This is a genomic window from Streptomyces sp. SX-6 (genome assembly GCF_059089585.1).
Genome location: NZ_JBTHHU010000017.1, coordinates 93,461 through 109,217, shown reverse-complemented (window position 1 = coordinate 109,217; position 15,757 = coordinate 93,461). Strand labels below are relative to the sequence as shown.

Sequence of the window (15,757 nt, the reverse complement as noted above, 5' to 3'; positions counted from 1 at the left end):
GCAGCGCCCGTGGTGAGTTGGTAGCTCTCCGTACTCATGCCACCTCGGAGCGTGCCCTTTTGTGTCCGTTTGGGCGTCAATTGTGAGGTAATGGGCGATCACCCTTTCGTGTGCTTTTCACCAAAGACCTCAAGGCGCTTCCACCCGTCGCCGACAAAGGAAGCGTGAGTACCCTTGCGCACACCATGATGACCGCGGCTCGCCCCGCCGACTCAGGCCTCACGGGCCCGGGCGAGCTAGACCGTTACTCCTACGCGGAAGCCCCCGGGGCGGACCGCGGCTCTCCGCCGGCCTGGGAGAGCGACGCGGAGCTGGGCCGTGGCCGCCGCGCCGCCGGAAGCCGCGGCCGAGGGCTGCACGGCCAGCTCGTCCAGCAGCTGGGGCAGATGATCGTCTCCGGCGATCTGGGCGCCGACCGCCCGCTCGTCCCCGAAGAGATCGGGCAGCGCTTCGAAGTCTCCCGCACCGTCGTCCGCGAGTCCCTGCGCGTGCTCGAGGCCAAAGGCCTCGTCAGCGCCCGCCCGAACGTCGGCACCCGCGTCCGTCCCGTCAGCGACTGGAACCTCCTCGACCCGGACATCATCGAGTGGCGGGCCTTCGGCCCGCAGCGCGAGGACCAGCGGCGCGAGCTGTGCGAACTGCGCTGGATCATCGAGCCGCTGGCCGCCCGGCTGGCCGCGGGCCACGGCCGCGAAGAGGTCCAGCAGCGGCTCGCGGACATGGCGGAGATCATGGGCCACGCGCTGGCCCAGGGTGATTCGCTCACCTTCTCCCGGGCGGACGCCGAGTTCCACACCCTGCTGCTCCAGGTCGCGGGCAACCGCATGCTGGAGCACCTCTCGGGCATCGTCTCCGCGGCCCTCCACGTCTCCGGCGCCCCGGCCGGCGGCTGCGACCGCCCCACTGATGCGGGCGTCGGTCACCACCTGCGGATCGTCGACGCCGTGGGTGCGGGGGACGGCGCGGCGGCGGAGGCCGCGATGCGTCAACTTCTCGTGTCCCACCCAGAGGTCGAGCGGGTGGTTCCCGCGCCGCGCGAGCACTGACGCGAGGGCCGGATCGGACGGACGGAACGGTACGCGCGGGGTTGCTCGTCCGGCTCGCGCGTACGACCGTAGGCGCGAGCCCGGCGGGCGGTCTCGCGCGGCTCGGTGTGGTGGTCTGTCCGGTTGAATGGCCTTTCACTCCAGTATGTGGTGTGACTCGGGCCACGAGGATTGGGCGTAACGCTCCTTGAAACAGCGCGATGACTAAAGAGGTGGTGGCCGCGGAGGGAATACAAGCCTCATTCGAGGCGCTGTGTTTGCACACCGCACCACCGCCCGCGCCGTCGGTTTTATCCCTGCCGACGGTCGTCGGCTCCGGTCCGCCGCGGACGGAGCCGGAAGCCATTTCCATCGTTCCGAGAGGTTGTTCGTGTCGGCCAGCACATCCCGTACGCTCCCGCCGGAGATCGCCGAATCCGAGTCTCTGATGGCGCTCATCGAGCAGGGAAAGGCCGAGGGGCAGATCGCCGGCGACGACGTGCGTCGGGCCTTCGAGGCTGACCAGATTCCGCCAACCCAGTGGAAGAACGTTCTGCGCAGCCTCAACCAGGTCCTCGACGAGGAGGGTGTGACGCTGATGGTCAGTGCCGCAGAGGCGCCCAAGCGCACCCGCAAGAGCGTCGCAGCGAAGAGTCCGGCGAAGCGCACCGCCACCAAGGCCGTCTCGTCGAAGACGGTCACGTCCCGGTCGGCCGCCTCCACGGCGTCCGCCTCCGCCCCGGTCGGCGCGTACGGGGACGACGCGGATGACGAGACCATGACGCCCGCCAAGAAGGCCGCGGCCAAGAAGACGGCCGCCAAGAAGGCGGTGGCCAAGAAGGCTCCTGCCAAGAAGGCGACGACCAAGAAGGCTGCCGCCAAGAAGGATGCCGACGAGCTCCTCGAAGAGGATCTTGTCGACGAGACCCCCACCCCGGGCAAGGGCGACGAAGAGGAGGAGTCCGGCGAGAACAAGGGCTTCATCCTCTCCGACGACGACGAGGACGACGCCCCCGCGCAGCAGGTCGCGGTGGCCGGCGCCACCGCCGACCCGGTCAAGGACTACCTCAAGCAGATCGGCAAGGTCCCCCTGCTCAACGCCGAGCAGGAGGTCGAGCTCGCCAAGCGCATCGAGGCCGGTCTGTTCGCCGAGGACAAGCTGGCCAACGCCGACAAGCTCGCGCCCAAGCTCAAGCGCGAGCTGGAGATCATCGCCGAGGACGGCCGGCGCGCCAAGAACCACCTCCTGGAGGCCAACCTCCGTCTGGTGGTCTCCCTGGCCAAGCGCTACACCGGTCGCGGCATGCTCTTCCTGGACCTGATCCAGGAGGGCAACCTCGGTCTGATCCGCGCGGTGGAGAAGTTCGACTACACCAAGGGCTACAAGTTCTCCACCTACGCGACGTGGTGGATCCGCCAGGCGATCACCCGCGCCATGGCGGACCAGGCGCGCACCATCCGCATCCCGGTGCACATGGTGGAGGTCATCAACAAGCTCGCGCGTGTCCAGCGCCAGATGCTCCAGGACCTGGGCCGTGAGCCCACCCCGGAGGAGCTGGCCAAGGAGCTCGACATGACCCCCGAGAAGGTCATCGAGGTCCAGAAGTACGGGCGCGAGCCGATCTCCCTCCACACGCCGCTGGGCGAGGACGGCGACAGTGAGTTCGGTGACCTCATCGAGGACTCCGAGGCGGTCGTTCCGGCCGACGCGGTCAGCTTCACGCTCCTTCAGGAGCAGCTGCACTCCGTCCTGGACACGCTCAGCGAGCGTGAGGCCGGCGTGGTCTCCATGCGGTTCGGTCTCACCGACGGCCAGCCGAAGACCCTCGACGAGATCGGCAAGGTCTACGGGGTGACGCGTGAGCGCATCCGGCAGATCGAGTCGAAGACGATGTCCAAGCTGCGTCACCCGTCGCGCTCCCAGGTGCTGCGCGACTACCTGGACTGATCCCGGAAGCGATGCTCCCTCAGGGCCCGGTCTCTCCCTCTGGAGAGGCCGGGCCCCGGTGCTTCCGGATGCGGTGATCGCCATCTCGTCTGACGCTGAGTGAGTAAGGAACTCCGATCCGTCAGGAGGTGGTTATGTGTGCCCTGAGATACCGACTGGCCGGCCTGCTCGCGCTGGTGCTGGTGTTCTCGGTCCCGGCTTCGGCCCAGGACCGGGTGGTGGTCGGAGGACAGGTCGTGAAGGTCATCGACGCGCCCTGGGCGGTGGCTCTGGCGAGCCGTGCGCGGTTCGGGAGCTCCAGGGGAGGGCAGTTCTGCGGCGGGGTCGTGGTGGGGCCGACGACCGTGCTCACCGCCGCCCACTGTCTGGGCCGCGATGTGCTCGGTGCCGACGTGGCCGAGACCAAGGACCTCAGGGTCATCGTGGGGCGCGATGATCTGCGTGCTGCCGGCGGGGTGGAAGTTCCCTTGCAGGGCGCATGGGTCAACCCCGCTTTCAACACCACGACCAACTCCGGCGATGTGGCCGTCCTCACTCTGGCGCAGCCTCTGGTGGAGGGGTACGTCCTTCCCATGGCGCAACAGGGCGATGCGACCTATGAACCCGGGACGTCAGCCGCCGTCTACGGCTGGGGCGACCTGACCGGCATGGGGGCGTACGCCCACACCCTGCACGGCGCTCCGGTGCTGGTGCTGGGGGACGAACTGTGCGAGCAGGCGTACCCAGGAGGCCCGGAAGGCGTGTACAGCCGCGCCTCGATGCTCTGCGCGGGATGGCCGCAGGGCAAGAGGGACGCCTGCCAGGGGGACAGCGGCGGGCCGCTGGTGGCGCGCGGGCGGCTGGTCGGGCTCGTGTCGTGGGGGAGCGGGTGTGCGATGCCGGGGCATCCGGGGGTCTATACGCGGATCTCGGCCGTGGCGCCCATGGTCATGGCGCACCGGGCCGGAGCCGCGAGGCCTCCTGTCGCCCAGGCCGGTCCGCCGGCCGCGGGGCAGCACAAGTGAGAGCACACGAGAGCGGGCGGCCTCCCCCCTGAGGGATGCCGCCCGCGGCTGTCCAGCCCTGGATGGCGGGACCTCGCTCGTCGTCGGATGCGATGTGTCTGCGTTCGCTTGCGGACTCAGCGGTCCTCGTCGGACGCGGACGCCGGGACGGCGGTCAGCCGCTCCGTCTCGTCCTGTATCTCCGCGGCGATCTTCTTGAGTTCTGGCTCGAACTTGCGCCCGTGGTGAGCGCAGAAGAGCAGTTCACCGCCGCTCAGGAGAACGACGCGCAGGTATGCCTGGGCGCCGCACCGGTCGCAGCGGTCAGCGGCCGTCAGCGGGCTCGCAGGGGTCAGAACAGTAGTCACGTCGCCTCTTCTCTAGCTCGACGAGCTGTCGTACCAGGGTCAACATCCAACCAGGCCGAAAACGTTCCCGCTCGTGGCTTTTCCTCGAAACTTCCTTCCGAGTGAGCCGGATCTTGACGTTTGGCGGCGAATGAGCCGTATTGCGTGGGGCTTACGGTGTCACATCGCTGGGGGCTTTCGTCCGCCCGGCCGGCTTGCCGGGTTGTTCTTGAGGACGTGCCCGGAGCCTAAATGGTTCATGCCTCCAAGGGAACGTGACGTGCGCGTCACCCTATCGAGTCATCGAACGTCTGATCGATATTCGACTAGCATGGGCATCATCACGGGTGGCGGCGCAAAGGCTCTACCAGGCCTCGGTACCCTCTGAACGGCAGACTGAGCCACCCAAGTGCCCACAGTGGGGCCGAGAGAGAAATTCAGCGAGGAGCGAACCGCGTGACCGCCGATACGTCCGTGCCGTCCACCGCATTGCTGACCGGGGCAGACCGGGACGGATCCAACTACACCGCGCGGCACCTGCTCGTCCTCGAGGGACTCGAGGCCGTTCGCAAGCGTCCCGGCATGTACATCGGCTCCACCGACAGCCGTGGACTGATGCACTGCCTCTGGGAGATCATCGACAACTCCGTCGACGAGGCCCTCGGCGGCTTCTGCGACCGCATCGAGGTGATCCTCCACGACGACGGTTCGGTGGAGGTGCGGGACATCGGCCGTGGCATCCCGGTGGACGTGGAGCCCAAGACCGGGCTGTCGGGCGTCGAGGTCGTGATGACCAAGCTGCACGCGGGCGGCAAGTTCGGCGGCGGCTCGTACGCCGCCTCCGGCGGTCTGCACGGTGTCGGTGCCTCCGTCGTCAACGCGCTGTCCTCGCGCCTGGACGTCGAGGTGGACCGCAACAGCAGGACCCACTCGATCAGCTTCCGCCGGGGCGTCCCCGGCATCTTCACCGAGTCCGGGCCCGACGCTCCCTTCGACCCGGCCAACGGCCTCCTCAAGAGCAAGAAGGTCCCCAAGACCCGCACCGGTACCCGCATCCGCTACTGGGCGGACCGCCAGATCTTCCTCAAGGACGCGAAGCTTTCGCTCGAGACGCTGTACGGGCGCGCCCGGCAGACCGCGTTCCTGGTCCCGGGACTGACGATCGTCGTCCGTGACGAGCGCTGCCTGAACGGTGAGGACATCACCGAGGAGACCTTCCGCTACGACGGAGGCATCAGCGAGTTCTGCGAGTACCTCGCGCAGGACAAGGCGGTGTGCGACGTGCTGCGGCTGAGCGGGCAGGGCACCTTCAAGGAGACCGTGCCGGTCCTCGACGACCGAGGCCACATGACCCCCACCGAGGTCACGCGCGAGCTCGGAGTGGACGTCGCCCTGCGCTGGGGCACCGGGTACGACACCACGGCGAAGTCCTTCGTCAACATCATCGCCACCCCCAAGGGCGGCACGCATGTGACCGGTTTCGAGCGCGCGATCACCAAGACGGTCAACGAGGTGCTGCGTGCGTCGAAGATGCTGCGGGTCGCCGAGGACGACGTCGTCAAGGACGACGCCATGGAGGGACTCACCGCCGTCGTGACCGTGCGGCTGGCGGAGCCGCAGTTCGAGGGGCAGACCAAGGAGGTACTGGGCACCTCGGCCGCGTCCCGGATCGTGGCGAACGTGGTGGCCAAGGAGCTCAAGGCGTTCCTGACCTCCACCAAGCGCGACGCGAAGCAGCAGGCGCGTGCCGTGCTGGAGAAGATCGTCGCCGCGGCACGCACCCGTATCGCCGCCCGGCAGCACAAGGAGGCCCAGCGGCGGAAGACCGCCCTGGAGTCCTCCTCGCTGCCGGCCAAGCTCGCCGACTGCCGCAGCGACGACGTCGACCGGAGCGAGCTGTTCATCGTCGAGGGAGACTCGGCACTCGGCACCGCCAAGCTGGCGCGGAACTCGGAGTTCCAGGCGCTCCTGCCGATCCGCGGCAAGATCCTCAACGTTCAGAAGGCGTCCGTCTCGGACATGCTCAAGAACGCCGAGTGCGGGGCGATCATCCAGGTGATAGGAGCCGGGTCCGGCCGGACCTTCGACATCGACGCCGCCCGTTACGGCAAGGTCATCTTCCTCGCCGACGCCGATGTCGACGGTGCGCACATCCGCATCCTGCTGCTCACGCTCTTCCAGCGCTACATGCGGCCGATGGTGGAGGAGGGCCGGGTCTTCTCGGCGGTGCCGCCGCTGCACCGTGTCGAGCTGACCAACCCCAAGAAGGGCCAGGACAAGTACATCTACACGTACTCCGACAACGAGCTGCGGCAGACCCTGATGGAGCTCGAGCGCAAGGGCGTCCGGTACAAGGACTCCATCCAGCGCTACAAGGGTCTTGGCGAGATGGACGCCGACCAGCTCGCGGAGACGACGATGGACCCGCGCCACCGCACCCTGCGGCGGATCAACATCAGCGACCTGGAGGCGGCCGAGCGCACCTTCGACCTGCTGATGGGCAACGAGGTGGCGCCCCGTAAGGAGTTCATCACGAACTCCGCGGCCACGCTGGACCGTTCGCGCATCGACGCCTGACCCTCCACCTCCGGGTGGAGAGAGGATCTCCACCCGGAGCCAACCCGTGCTCCGATCCGGGCAGGGCGCCGTCTCCGTAGCGTCGGACGTGTCGATGGTCCACGTTCCACGGAGGCTCTTCTCATGTCCGGTGCGATCTATGCGGTGGCGATCGTCGCGGTGCTCGCGGTCGTGTTCGCGCGGCAGTTGAAGCCGCGGAGAGTGGCCACGGACACCAGGCGATGGTGGCTCATTCCCGCGGTGCTCTGCTTCGTGGCGCTGCGCGGCCCGGGGCTGATCGATCCCGGCGATCGCACGATCTCCGCCGCCCTGCTGGCCGGAGGCGTGCTGAGCGGGCTCGCGATAGGCGTGGCCTGGGCGTTCACCACCCGAATATGGGCCGACGAGGCCGGGGCGGTGTGGGCCCGGGCCGGCCGGGCGACGGTCGCGGTGTGGTGCGGAGGAATCGTCCTGCGCCTGGGGCTGTACGGCCTCGGCATCCTCGCCGGGGTTCACCAGGGAGGCCCGGCCGCGATGCTCACCATGGCGGCCGTGCTGCTGGCCCGGACCGGCACCGTGGTCTGGCGGGCCCAGGCCCTGCAGCCGACGTACCGTGTCACTGCCCGTGGCTGACACAGGTGCCTCGGCGGAGGGATGGCGCGTGCCGATCGAGAACTGGACCGAGTGGCCTGCCCGTGAGGCGCTGTACCGGGGGAACGTGCCGCTGCGGCGGCAGATCATGACCTGGGTGGTGCGGCTCGTCCTGGTCGGGGTGTTCTTCTGGGCCTCGCTGAGCGAGGGAGCGCTGCACGGGTGGGGGTTCGCCGGCTTCGCCGCCGGGTTCCTGGTCGCCGCGGTGGCGGTCTGGCGCTACTACCACTCGACGCTCGCCCACCGGCTGTGGCCGTCGGTGGGGTTGCTGGGGGTGCTCGTCCTCATCGGGGCCGGTGCCGCTGCGGCGGGGATGCACGCGGCTGCGGCAGGGCTGTGGTGTGTGGGGGCGGCCATCGCGGTGCAGAGGCTTCCCCTGAGACATGGGCTGGCCGTCGCGGTGGTCGCCATGGGCGCCTACTACGCCTTGGTCGGCAGGGAGAAGGTGCTCATGACCGCGGGCACGGTCGCCGCGGTCATCCTGGTCGGGTACTCGCTCAGGCTCGACGACGAGGCACGGGGGGCGGGATTCAGGTTGCTGGCGCAGGAGCGGGTGGCGCGGCGGGCGGAGGCCGAGTCGGCGGCGCTGGCCGAGCGCACCCGGATCGCCCGTGAGATCCACGACGTGCTCGCGCACAGCCTTTCCGCTCAGCTCGTCCATCTCGAGGCCGCCCGGCTGCTCATCGAGAGCGGGGCGGAGCGGGAGCGGATCCTGGAGCGGGTCACGGCCGCCCGGGGCATGGCGCGCGAGGGGCTCGCCGAGACCCGGCAGGCCTTGTCGGCGCTGCGGGGCGAGATGGCGCACGTCGAGGACTTCCTGCGGGAGGTCGCCGATGCCGAGGGAGCGCGCCTCGAGGTGACGGGTGAGCGGCGCCGGCTGTCCGCGGAAGCCGGGCTGGCCGTACGCAGGGTTGCGCAGGAGGCGTTGACGAATGTGCGCAAGCACGCGCCGGGTGCGTGGGTGGAGATGAAGTTCGCCTATCTGGAGGGAGAAGTGGAGCTGTCGGTGCGTGATGGAGGGGCGCACAAGGAGCACGGCGGCCTGGAGGCCACCGGAGCCGGGTACGGTCTGCTCGGAATGCGGGAGCGTGCCGAGCTGCTGGGCGGGACGCTGGAGGCCGGGCCGGCCGGGGCCGATCAGGAGGGTTTTGTGGTGCGACTGAGGGTGCCTGCATGACGGAGGACGCGGGTGCCGTGCGGGTGGTGGTCGCCGATGACCAGACCGTGGTCCGGGAGGGGATCGTGACCCTGCTGGGGCTGTTGCCCGGCATCGAGGTCGTGGGTTCGGCGGCCGACGGGCTCGAAGCCCTGCGGCTGGTGGCGGAACACGCCCCCGACGTCGTGCTGATGGACCTGCGCATGCCGCGCTGCGACGGGGTGGAGGCGACCCGGCGGATCCGCGCCGAGTTCCCGGGCACGCAGGTCGTGGTCCTGACCACGTTCGGCGACGACGACTCGCTCTTCCCCGCCCTCCAGGCCGGTGCGCGCGGCTATCTGACGAAGGACGCCGGGGCGAAGGAGATCGTCAGGGCGGTGCAGCATGTGAGGTCGGGGGAGGCGGGGCTGTCGCCGCAGGTGCAACGGCGGTTGCTGGAGCGGCTGGCCGGTTCCGGCGCGGGTGTGCCCGGGGCCGGTGTGCCGGCGGCCGGTGACGCGGGTCCTCGGGAGCTGCCGGACGGGCTGACGGTCCGCGAGGCGGAGGTGCTCGCGCTGGTCGCCGAGGGGTTGTCGAACACGGAGATCGCCCGCAGTCTCCACGTCAGCCCGGCGACGGTGAAGACGCACATCAACAACCTGTTCGCCAAGACCGGTCTGCGCGACCGGGCCCAGGCCGTGCGGTATGCCTTCCGGCACGGCATCGCCCGGACGCCGGGCCCCCACGACGGCGGCTGAAGCGCAGCAAGCCGTCAGCGGACTGTCCAGGTGTAGCGGTGTTCCGGGCGGCCCGTCTCGCCGTATCTGAGCGTGAGGCTGAGCCTGCCGGACTCCTCGAGCCGTTTGAGGTAGCGCTGGGCGGTGGAGCGGCTCAGCCCCGCCCGGGCCGCGACCTCGTGCGCGGACAGGGGGTGCGCCGCGTCCGACAGCACCTGGCGGATCAGGTCGGCCGTCGGGGCGGAGTGGCCCTTGGGCAGCGGCGCGGTGGTGGCGGCGGTGCGCAACGTGCCGAAGATCCGGTCGACTTGGTCCTGTTCCGCCTCGGCGGTGCCGTCGAGCGTACGGCGCAGCTGGGCGTAGGCCTCCAGCTTCACCCGCAGCCCCGGGAAGGCGAAGGGTTTGACCAGGTACTGCAGTGCGCCGTAGCGCATGGCCGTCTGCACGGTGTCGATGTCGCGCGCGGCGGTGACCATGATGACGTCGGTCAGGTGTCCGCGCTGCCGGATGCGGTGGATCAGTGACAGGCCCGATTCGTCCGGCAGATAGTGGTCGAGCAGCATCAGGTCGACCGGGTCGCGTTCCAGTACGGACAGAGCCTCCGCCGCGCTGTGGGCCTTGGCCCGGACGCGGAAGCCCGCAACCCTGGCCACATAGGCCGCGTTGATCTCGGCGACGCGGAAGTCGTCGTCCACGACGAGGACTTCGATCATCGGTTCACCCCTTCGAGCAGTCGCAGTGCTTCCGGCAGTTCCACCGTGAAGACCGCACCACCGCCGTCGCGTTCGGTCACCCGGGCCGATCCGCCGTACCGTTCGGCCAGCCGTCGTACGAGAGCGAGGCCGAGGCCCCGGCGGCGGTGCGGGGCCGAATCCTTGGTGGTCCAGCCGTCGGCGAAGACCAGCTCCCTGGCCTCGGCGGGGACTCCCGGGCCGTTGTCCGAGACCCGCAGGACGACGGTGGATCCTGTGGGCCGCAGATCGATTTCCACCAGTGGCGCCAAGTCCCGGTCCGCATGCGGTCGTTCGATTGCAGCGTCGACGGCATTGTCCACCAGGTTGCCGAGGACGGTGACCACGTCCCTGGAGTCCACCACATGGCCCGGCAGCCGTGTCGTCCCGCTCACCCGCAGCGTCACACCGCGTTCCGCGGCGACCGCGGTCTTGCCGACCAGCAGCGAGGCGATCAGCGGGTCCCGCACCCGTTCGGTGACCTGCTCGGCCGTGGCCCGGTGCGCTCCGGTCACCTCCGACACGAACGCGACCGCCTCGTCGTACAGTTCCAGTTCCAGCAGGCCGACCAGGGTGTGCATGCGGTTGGCGTGCTCGTGGTCCTGGGCGCGCAGCGCCTCGGTCAGCCCCCGGGTGGCGTCCAGTTCCCGGCCGAGCTGCTCGATCTCGGTGCGGTCGCGCAGGGTTGCCACGGCGCCGCCGTCGGAGGTGTCCGTCCGGTTGACGACCAGCACCCGTCCGTCCCGCACGGTGAGCAGATCCGTGCCCGCCACGCGCCCCGCCAGGACGTCGGCGGTCCGGCCCGCGGGCAGCACGGTGTCGAGGGAGCGGCCGACGGCCTCCGGGCCCAGCCCCAGCAGCCGCTGTGCCGCGTCGTTGACGAGCCGTACGCGCCCGTGCCGGTCGAGGGCGACCACCCCTTCGCGGATGCCGTGCAGCATGGCCTCCCGCTCGTCGAGCAGGGCCGAGATCTCCGAGAGTTCGATGCCGTGCGTGCGCTTGCGCAGGCGCAGCGAGACGGCGAACGCGGCCGCCGCGCCGACACCGAGCGCCGCGCCGGCGTACAGCAGGATGTCCGGCACCGCGTGCAGCAGCAGCACGCGCACGCTGTCGTACGGGATGCCGACCGAGACCGCGCCGACGATGCCGCCGTCGGAATCGCGGAGCGGCACTTTGCCGCGTGCCGAGCGGCCGAGCGTGCCCTCTTCGATGCCCGTCCACGTGTGTCCGGACAGTGCGGGGCCCGGGTCGCTGCTGACGTGCCGTCCGATTTCGGCGGGGTTGGTGTGGGAGTAGCGGATGCCGCGCGTGTCGACCACGACGACATAACTGGCGCCCGTGGCAAGGCGGATGCGCTCGGCGTCCTCCTGGACGGGACCGTCCGGGTCGGGCCGTGTGGCCAGCAGGGCGTGGGCCATGCCGGGTTGGGCGGCGGTGGCCTGGGCGATGGCCAATGCCCGGTGCTCGGCCTGGTCGTCCATGCGGGCACCGAGGGGGGCGAGGAAGAGCCCGACGGTGAGCAGGGTGACGCCCGTGATGATCAGCAGCTGGACGAACAGCACTTGGGCGAAGACGCGTCGGGGCCACCGGGGGCGCATGGGTGTCTCTTTCGTGTCGGCTCCACCCCGTTCCGGAGTGCGGCGTTGGTGCGGCGGTGTTGGTGCACAGGGGCCGTCCGGCGGGGCCGAACAGCGTGTTGATCATGCCCTGTTGCCCAGCCCTCGTATGCCTGTCACTTGTTCTAGCGCGAGCAAAACGAGTAGAACAGGGTTCGTGCACTCAAGCCGCACAGCGCTCACAAGGCTGCCCCCGTATCCTTCGCCACTCTTAGCCTCCAGCACCGGCGTGCCGTACCGGGGCGCCGGGCCGACGATCCGGTAGCGGAGGCGGATGAATGAACTACGGCAACCCACCGGGAAGCGTCCCGGCGATCGAACTGCGTGGTGCGAGCAAGGTGTTCCGTACCCCGTCGGGGGCGGACTTCACCGCGGTGCGCGATCTCGATCTCACCGTCGCGCAAGGGGAGTTCGTGGCCGTCGTCGGCCCGACCGGGTGCGGCAAGTCCACCACGCTCACCCTGGTGAGCGGCCTGGAGGAGCCCACCGAGGGCGACGTGCTGATCGCGGGCCGGCCCGTGGAGGGCATCCGGCCCGAAGTCGGCTTCGTCTTCCAGCAGGACGCCGTCTTCCCCTGGCGGACCGTCCTGTCCAATGTGATGGCGGGCCCGCGCTTCCGCGGCGTCCCCAAGGCGGAGGCGCGGCAGCGGGCCCGGGACTGGCTGCGCCGCGTGGGGCTGGCGGCCTTCGCCGACCGCTATCCGCATCAGCTCTCCGGAGGCCAGCGCAAACGCGTGGCACTCGCCCAGACCTTCGTCAACGACCCGGCCATTCTGCTCATGGACGAACCGTTCTCGGCGCTGGACGTCCAGACCCGGGCCCTGATGTCGGACGAACTGCTCGACATGTGGAGCGGTTTGCGGGCCGACGGGCACAACTCTCCTCGTGCCTCGGTCGTCTTCGTCACGCACGACCTCGAGGAGGCCATCGCGCTGGCCGACAAGGTCGTGGTGATGACCGCGGGCCCGGCCACCGTCAAGGAGATCTTCCCGATCGCCCTTCCGCGCCCCCGCAGGGTCGAAACCGTGCGTCTGGAACCGCAGTTCATCGAGATCTACCGCGACATCTGGGCCTCGCTCGGTGAAGAAGTCCGTATCACCCGGGAGAGGAGTGGCCACCGTGTCGCCTGAGTCCGCTGTCGCCCCCGCCACCGCGCGGCGGTCCGTACCGGGCCGTACGGAGGCCAGGGCGCGCGCCGCCCGTAACCGCAGGATCCTGGTGTACGCGGTACGCGTGCTGATCCTCGCCGCCTTGCTGGGCGCCTGGGAGATCATGGCGCGCAACGGCACCGTCGATTCCTTCTACTTCTCGATGCCGTCGAAGGTCTGGGACCAGATCGTCCAGTGGACCCTGCACGGCACCTCCCAGGGATCGCTCGGGAAGCAGATCTGGACCACGCTCTACGAGGCCCTGTGCGGCTGGGGCATCGGCGTGGGCGCCGGTGTGGCGTTCGGCATCGTGCTCGGCCGGGTGCCCTTTCTCGGCGATGTCCTGGGCCCGTTCGTCAAAGTGCTCAACGCGCTGCCGCGGATCGTCCTGGCGCCGATCTTCCTGATCTGGTTCGGGCTCGGACCGGCCTCCAAGATCGCCTCAGCGGTGGTGCTCGTCTTCTTCCCTGTGTTCTTCAACGCGTTCCAGGGCGCCCGCGAGGTGGACCGCAATCTGGTGGCCAACGCCCGCATCCTCGGTGCGAGCAACCGGCGCGTCACGCTGCAGGTCGTCGTCCCCTCCGCCACCTCCTGGATCTTCACCAGCCTGCACGTCAGCTTCGGCTTCGCCCTGATCGGCGCCATCGTCGGTGAGTACATGGGCGCGAGCAAGGGCATCGGCCTGCTCGTCTCCATCTCCCAGGGGAACTTCAACACGGCAGGCGTGTATGCCGCGATGGCGATCCTCGCCGTCGTCGCGCTGCTCGCGGAGGGCTTGCTGACCTTCGTGGAGAAACGCCTCTTCCGCTGGAAGCCCCAGGGCACGGACAGCAGGACCTGACACCGCACGACCCCGCCGCAGACACCCCCCCTGACCGTAAGGAACCGCACATGCGCACGTTCGGAAAGTCCGCCAGGGTCTTCGCGATGACGGCCGCGGGAACGCTGTGTCTTTCGCTCGCCGGTTGTGCCGACGACTCGTCGAGCAGCTCGTCCAAGGAGGTCGGCGACGCCGATGTCAAGATCATGGTCGGCGGTCTGGACAAGGTCATCTACCTCCCGGTGATGCTCTCGGAGCGGCTCGGCTACTTCCAGAAGGAGGGCGTGTCGGTCAAGTTGCTGACCGAGCCCGCCGGGGTGCAGGCCGCCACCGCCCTCGTCTCCGGCGATGTCCAGGGTGCCGTCGGCTTCTACGACCACACGCTCGACCTCCAGGCCAAGGGCAAGCAGGTCGAGTCGGTGGTCCAGTTGGGGCAGACACCGGGGGAGGCCGAGGTCGTGTCCGGCTCGGCAGAGGGCAACCTGGCCTCGCCGAAGGACTTCAAGGGCAAGAAGCTCGGCGTCACCGGCCTCGGCTCGTCCACCGACTTCCTGACGAAGTATCTGGCCGCGAAGAACGGTGTGAAGGCCGGTGACTTCACGCCCGTCGCCGTCGGCGCGGGCTCGACGTTCATCTCCGCGCTCAGCCGAGGCTCCATAGACGGCGGCATGACCACGGACCCGACTGTCGCGCAGATCCTCGCCAAGGGCGCGGGCAAGGTCATGCTCGACATGCGCACGCCCGAGGGGTCCAAGAACGCGCTCGGCGGCCTCTACCCCTCGTCCTGCCTCTACATGAGCACCAGTTGGGCGAACGGGCACAAGGACACCGTCCAGAAACTCGCCAGTGCCCTGGTGAAGACCCTCAAGTGGATGTCCGAGCACAAGGCGTCGGAAATCGCGGCCAAGATGCCCGACGACTACGCGAAGGGCGGCAGGGACCTCTACACGAAGGCAATTGAGAGCACCCTGCCGATGTTCACCAAGGACGGTGTGATGCCCGACGACGGGCCGAAGACCGTGCACAAGGTCATGAAGTCCTTCAGCCCGGAGCTCAAGAACGCCTCGCTGGACCTGGAGAAGACCTACACGACGGAGTTCGTCAAGCAGGTGGGGTGACGGAAGTTAAGCAGGGTGACGGGAGCCAAGCGGGGTGACGGAGGTGACGTCCATCCGGGCCGGGGTGACCAGTGCCCGGCCGCAGCTCTCCGGGCGGGGCGGCTCCGCGGCGCCCTGCTCGACCACCACGCGCCAGGCGCGGCCGTCGGTGTGGGCGACGGTCACGGCCCAGCGCGGGGCCGCGCCCTCGGTCGCGGACACGTCCAGGGCGTCCGCGCCCTCCTCGCCGGTCAGCTCCCGGACCGCCAGTTCGGCGGCCTGGGCGGGGCGCTCCCAGGCGGAGCGCCCCCGGCAGTTCGCGGTGACGGCCCGGCCGTCGCGGGCGGCCTCGAGCACCTCCTTGACGCCGTGCGCGGTGGCGCGCCCGTACGCGTAGCCGTACGGCAGCACGAAGAGCGTCGGCGCGAAGCGGTGGCCCCCGATGTGGGTGACCTCCCAGACCTCGGTGCCGCCCGCGGCGGCCAGCTCGGCGGCGAGCGGGCGGCCCAGCAGGGCACAGCAGCGGTCGCGCTTGCCGTTGGTGCACACCAGGGCGAACGGGTCCCCGTCGTACGGCTCCCACAGACCGTCGTGCTCACCCGCTCCGAGCGCGGTGAAGTCCAGCTCCGCGAGGCACGCAGTGTCGGTGAGATCCGTGGTGCGGATCCAGGAGCGGCCGGGGGCTGTATGGGCGGCGAAGACCCGCCGGCGGGCCGGCTCGTGGCAGTCGGCGTGCCGCCCGGGGCGGCGGATCAGCGCGATCCGTACGCCGGTGCCCGCGGCCGCCTCGTCCAGGGCGCGGCCGGTGGCGGCGTCGAGGTGGCTGGAGGCGAGCGCGTCGGAGCCCCACGGCCCGGGCTGCTCGACCAGCAGCCAGGTGCGTGCCGTGGCGGCGGTGCCGGCCAGGGGCTCGGCCAGGGTGCGGGAGGCGCTCGCGCAGGTGCTCACATAGGTGAGCCTAAC

General features: G+C 69.7%; 14 protein-coding genes. 10 read left to right on the top strand and 4 right to left on the bottom strand.

What is annotated here, in order from left to right:
• The first annotated feature begins 164 nt into the window (after positions 1–164).
• The 3 genes from ACV530_RS21395 (at position 165) to ACV530_RS21385 (ending at position 3,977) form a co-directional block, all read left to right on the top strand.
• Positions 165–1,046, top strand: a complete 882-nt coding sequence (locus ACV530_RS21395; RefSeq protein WP_494334180.1) for a FadR/GntR family transcriptional regulator — start codon at positions 165–167, stop codon at positions 1,044–1,046.
• Positions 1,047–1,416: 370 nt separating this feature from the next.
• Positions 1,417–2,973 (top strand): RNA polymerase sigma factor, encoded by a 1,557-nt coding sequence (locus ACV530_RS21390; protein ID WP_494334179.1) that lies wholly within the window; start codon positions 1,417–1,419, stop codon positions 2,971–2,973.
• A 134-nt stretch (positions 2,974–3,107) separates the two neighbouring features.
• Entirely contained in the window at positions 3,108–3,977 is an 870-nt protein-coding gene (locus tag ACV530_RS21385) for a S1 family serine peptidase (protein ID WP_494334178.1), read from the top strand.
• 116 nt (positions 3,978–4,093) lie between these two features.
• On the opposite strand, the gene ACV530_RS21380 is transcribed toward ACV530_RS21385, so the two are convergent.
• A complete protein-coding gene (locus ACV530_RS21380) occupies positions 4,094–4,324 on the bottom strand; it encodes a DUF7455 domain-containing protein (protein WP_004949045.1) in 231 nt (76 codons plus the stop codon).
• A 435-nt stretch (positions 4,325–4,759) separates the two neighbouring features.
• Between ACV530_RS21380 and ACV530_RS21375 the strand changes: the two genes are divergently transcribed.
• The 4 genes from ACV530_RS21375 (at position 4,760) to ACV530_RS21360 (ending at position 9,403) form a co-directional block, all read left to right on the top strand.
• Positions 4,760–6,880, top strand: a complete 2,121-nt coding sequence (locus ACV530_RS21375) for a DNA gyrase/topoisomerase IV subunit B (RefSeq protein ID WP_494334177.1) — start codon at positions 4,760–4,762, stop codon at positions 6,878–6,880.
• A 123-nt stretch (positions 6,881–7,003) separates the two neighbouring features.
• On the top strand, positions 7,004–7,492 hold the full coding sequence (locus ACV530_RS21370; RefSeq protein WP_494334176.1) for a DUF1453 domain-containing protein: 489 nt from the start codon (positions 7,004–7,006) through the stop codon (positions 7,490–7,492).
• Between the two features lie 28 nt (positions 7,493–7,520).
• Positions 7,521–8,687, top strand: a complete 1,167-nt coding sequence (locus ACV530_RS21365) for a sensor histidine kinase (protein ID WP_494334175.1) — start codon at positions 7,521–7,523, stop codon at positions 8,685–8,687.
• On the top strand, positions 8,684–9,403 hold the full coding sequence (locus ACV530_RS21360) for a response regulator transcription factor (RefSeq protein WP_494334174.1): 720 nt from the start codon (positions 8,684–8,686) through the stop codon (positions 9,401–9,403). Before ACV530_RS21365 ends, ACV530_RS21360 begins: the two co-directional genes overlap by 4 nt.
• Before the next feature lie 14 nt (positions 9,404–9,417).
• Here the strand turns inward: ACV530_RS21360 and ACV530_RS21355 are convergent, their stop codons facing one another.
• Both ACV530_RS21355 and ACV530_RS21350 read right to left on the bottom strand, forming a co-directional pair.
• Positions 9,418–10,095, bottom strand: a complete 678-nt coding sequence (locus ACV530_RS21355) for a response regulator (protein WP_494334173.1) — start codon at positions 10,093–10,095, stop codon at positions 9,418–9,420.
• Positions 10,092–11,711, bottom strand: a complete 1,620-nt coding sequence (locus ACV530_RS21350; RefSeq protein ID WP_494334172.1) for a sensor histidine kinase — start codon at positions 11,709–11,711, stop codon at positions 10,092–10,094. The genes ACV530_RS21355 and ACV530_RS21350 overlap by 4 nt, the downstream gene beginning before the upstream one ends.
• Before the next feature lie 296 nt (positions 11,712–12,007).
• Between ACV530_RS21350 and ACV530_RS21345 the strand changes: the two genes are divergently transcribed.
• Genes ACV530_RS21345 through ACV530_RS21335 form a run of 3 tightly spaced genes read left to right on the top strand, consistent with a single transcriptional unit; the run spans position 12,008 to position 14,815 of the window.
• Positions 12,008–12,859 carry an ABC transporter ATP-binding protein gene (locus ACV530_RS21345; protein ID WP_494334171.1) on the top strand — a complete coding sequence of 284 codons (852 nt, stop codon included), beginning with the start codon at positions 12,008–12,010 and terminating at the stop codon, positions 12,857–12,859.
• Positions 12,849–13,718 (top strand): ABC transporter permease, encoded by an 870-nt coding sequence (locus tag ACV530_RS21340; RefSeq protein ID WP_494334170.1) that lies wholly within the window; start codon positions 12,849–12,851, stop codon positions 13,716–13,718. The genes ACV530_RS21345 and ACV530_RS21340 overlap by 11 nt, the downstream gene beginning before the upstream one ends.
• Positions 13,719–13,768: 50 nt before the next feature.
• The gene (locus ACV530_RS21335) at positions 13,769–14,815 is read left to right on the top strand and encodes an ABC transporter substrate-binding protein (RefSeq protein WP_494334169.1); all 1,047 of its coding nucleotides are present in this window, start codon (positions 13,769–13,771) and stop codon (positions 14,813–14,815) included.
• Positions 14,816–14,821: 6 nt separating this feature from the next.
• On the opposite strand, the gene ACV530_RS21330 is transcribed toward ACV530_RS21335, so the two are convergent.
• Positions 14,822–15,742, bottom strand: coding sequence for a ferredoxin family protein (locus ACV530_RS21330; protein WP_494334168.1), 921 nt, complete (start codon positions 15,740–15,742; stop codon positions 14,822–14,824).
• Between the last annotated feature and the right edge of the window lie 15 nt (positions 15,743–15,757).

Bases quoted from the DNA above. Each gene is read 5' to 3' on its own strand.
- ACV530_RS21335 (WP_494334169.1), top strand. From the start codon at position 13,769: ATGCGCACGTTCGGAAAGTCCGCCAGGGTCTTCGCGATGACGGCCGCG.
- ACV530_RS21345 (WP_494334171.1), top strand. From the start codon at position 12,008: ATGAACTACGGCAACCCACCGGGAAGCGTCCCGGCGATCGAACTGCGT.
- ACV530_RS21350 (WP_494334172.1), bottom strand. From the start codon at position 11,711: ATGCGCCCCCGGTGGCCCCGACGCGTCTTCGCCCAAGTGCTGTTCGTC.
- ACV530_RS21355 (WP_494334173.1), bottom strand. From the start codon at position 10,095: ATGATCGAAGTCCTCGTCGTGGACGACGACTTCCGCGTCGCCGAGATC.
- ACV530_RS21360 (WP_494334174.1), top strand. From the start codon at position 8,684: ATGACGGAGGACGCGGGTGCCGTGCGGGTGGTGGTCGCCGATGACCAG.
- ACV530_RS21385 (WP_494334178.1), top strand. From the start codon at position 3,108: ATGTGTGCCCTGAGATACCGACTGGCCGGCCTGCTCGCGCTGGTGCTG.
- ACV530_RS21370 (WP_494334176.1), top strand. From the start codon at position 7,004: ATGTCCGGTGCGATCTATGCGGTGGCGATCGTCGCGGTGCTCGCGGTC.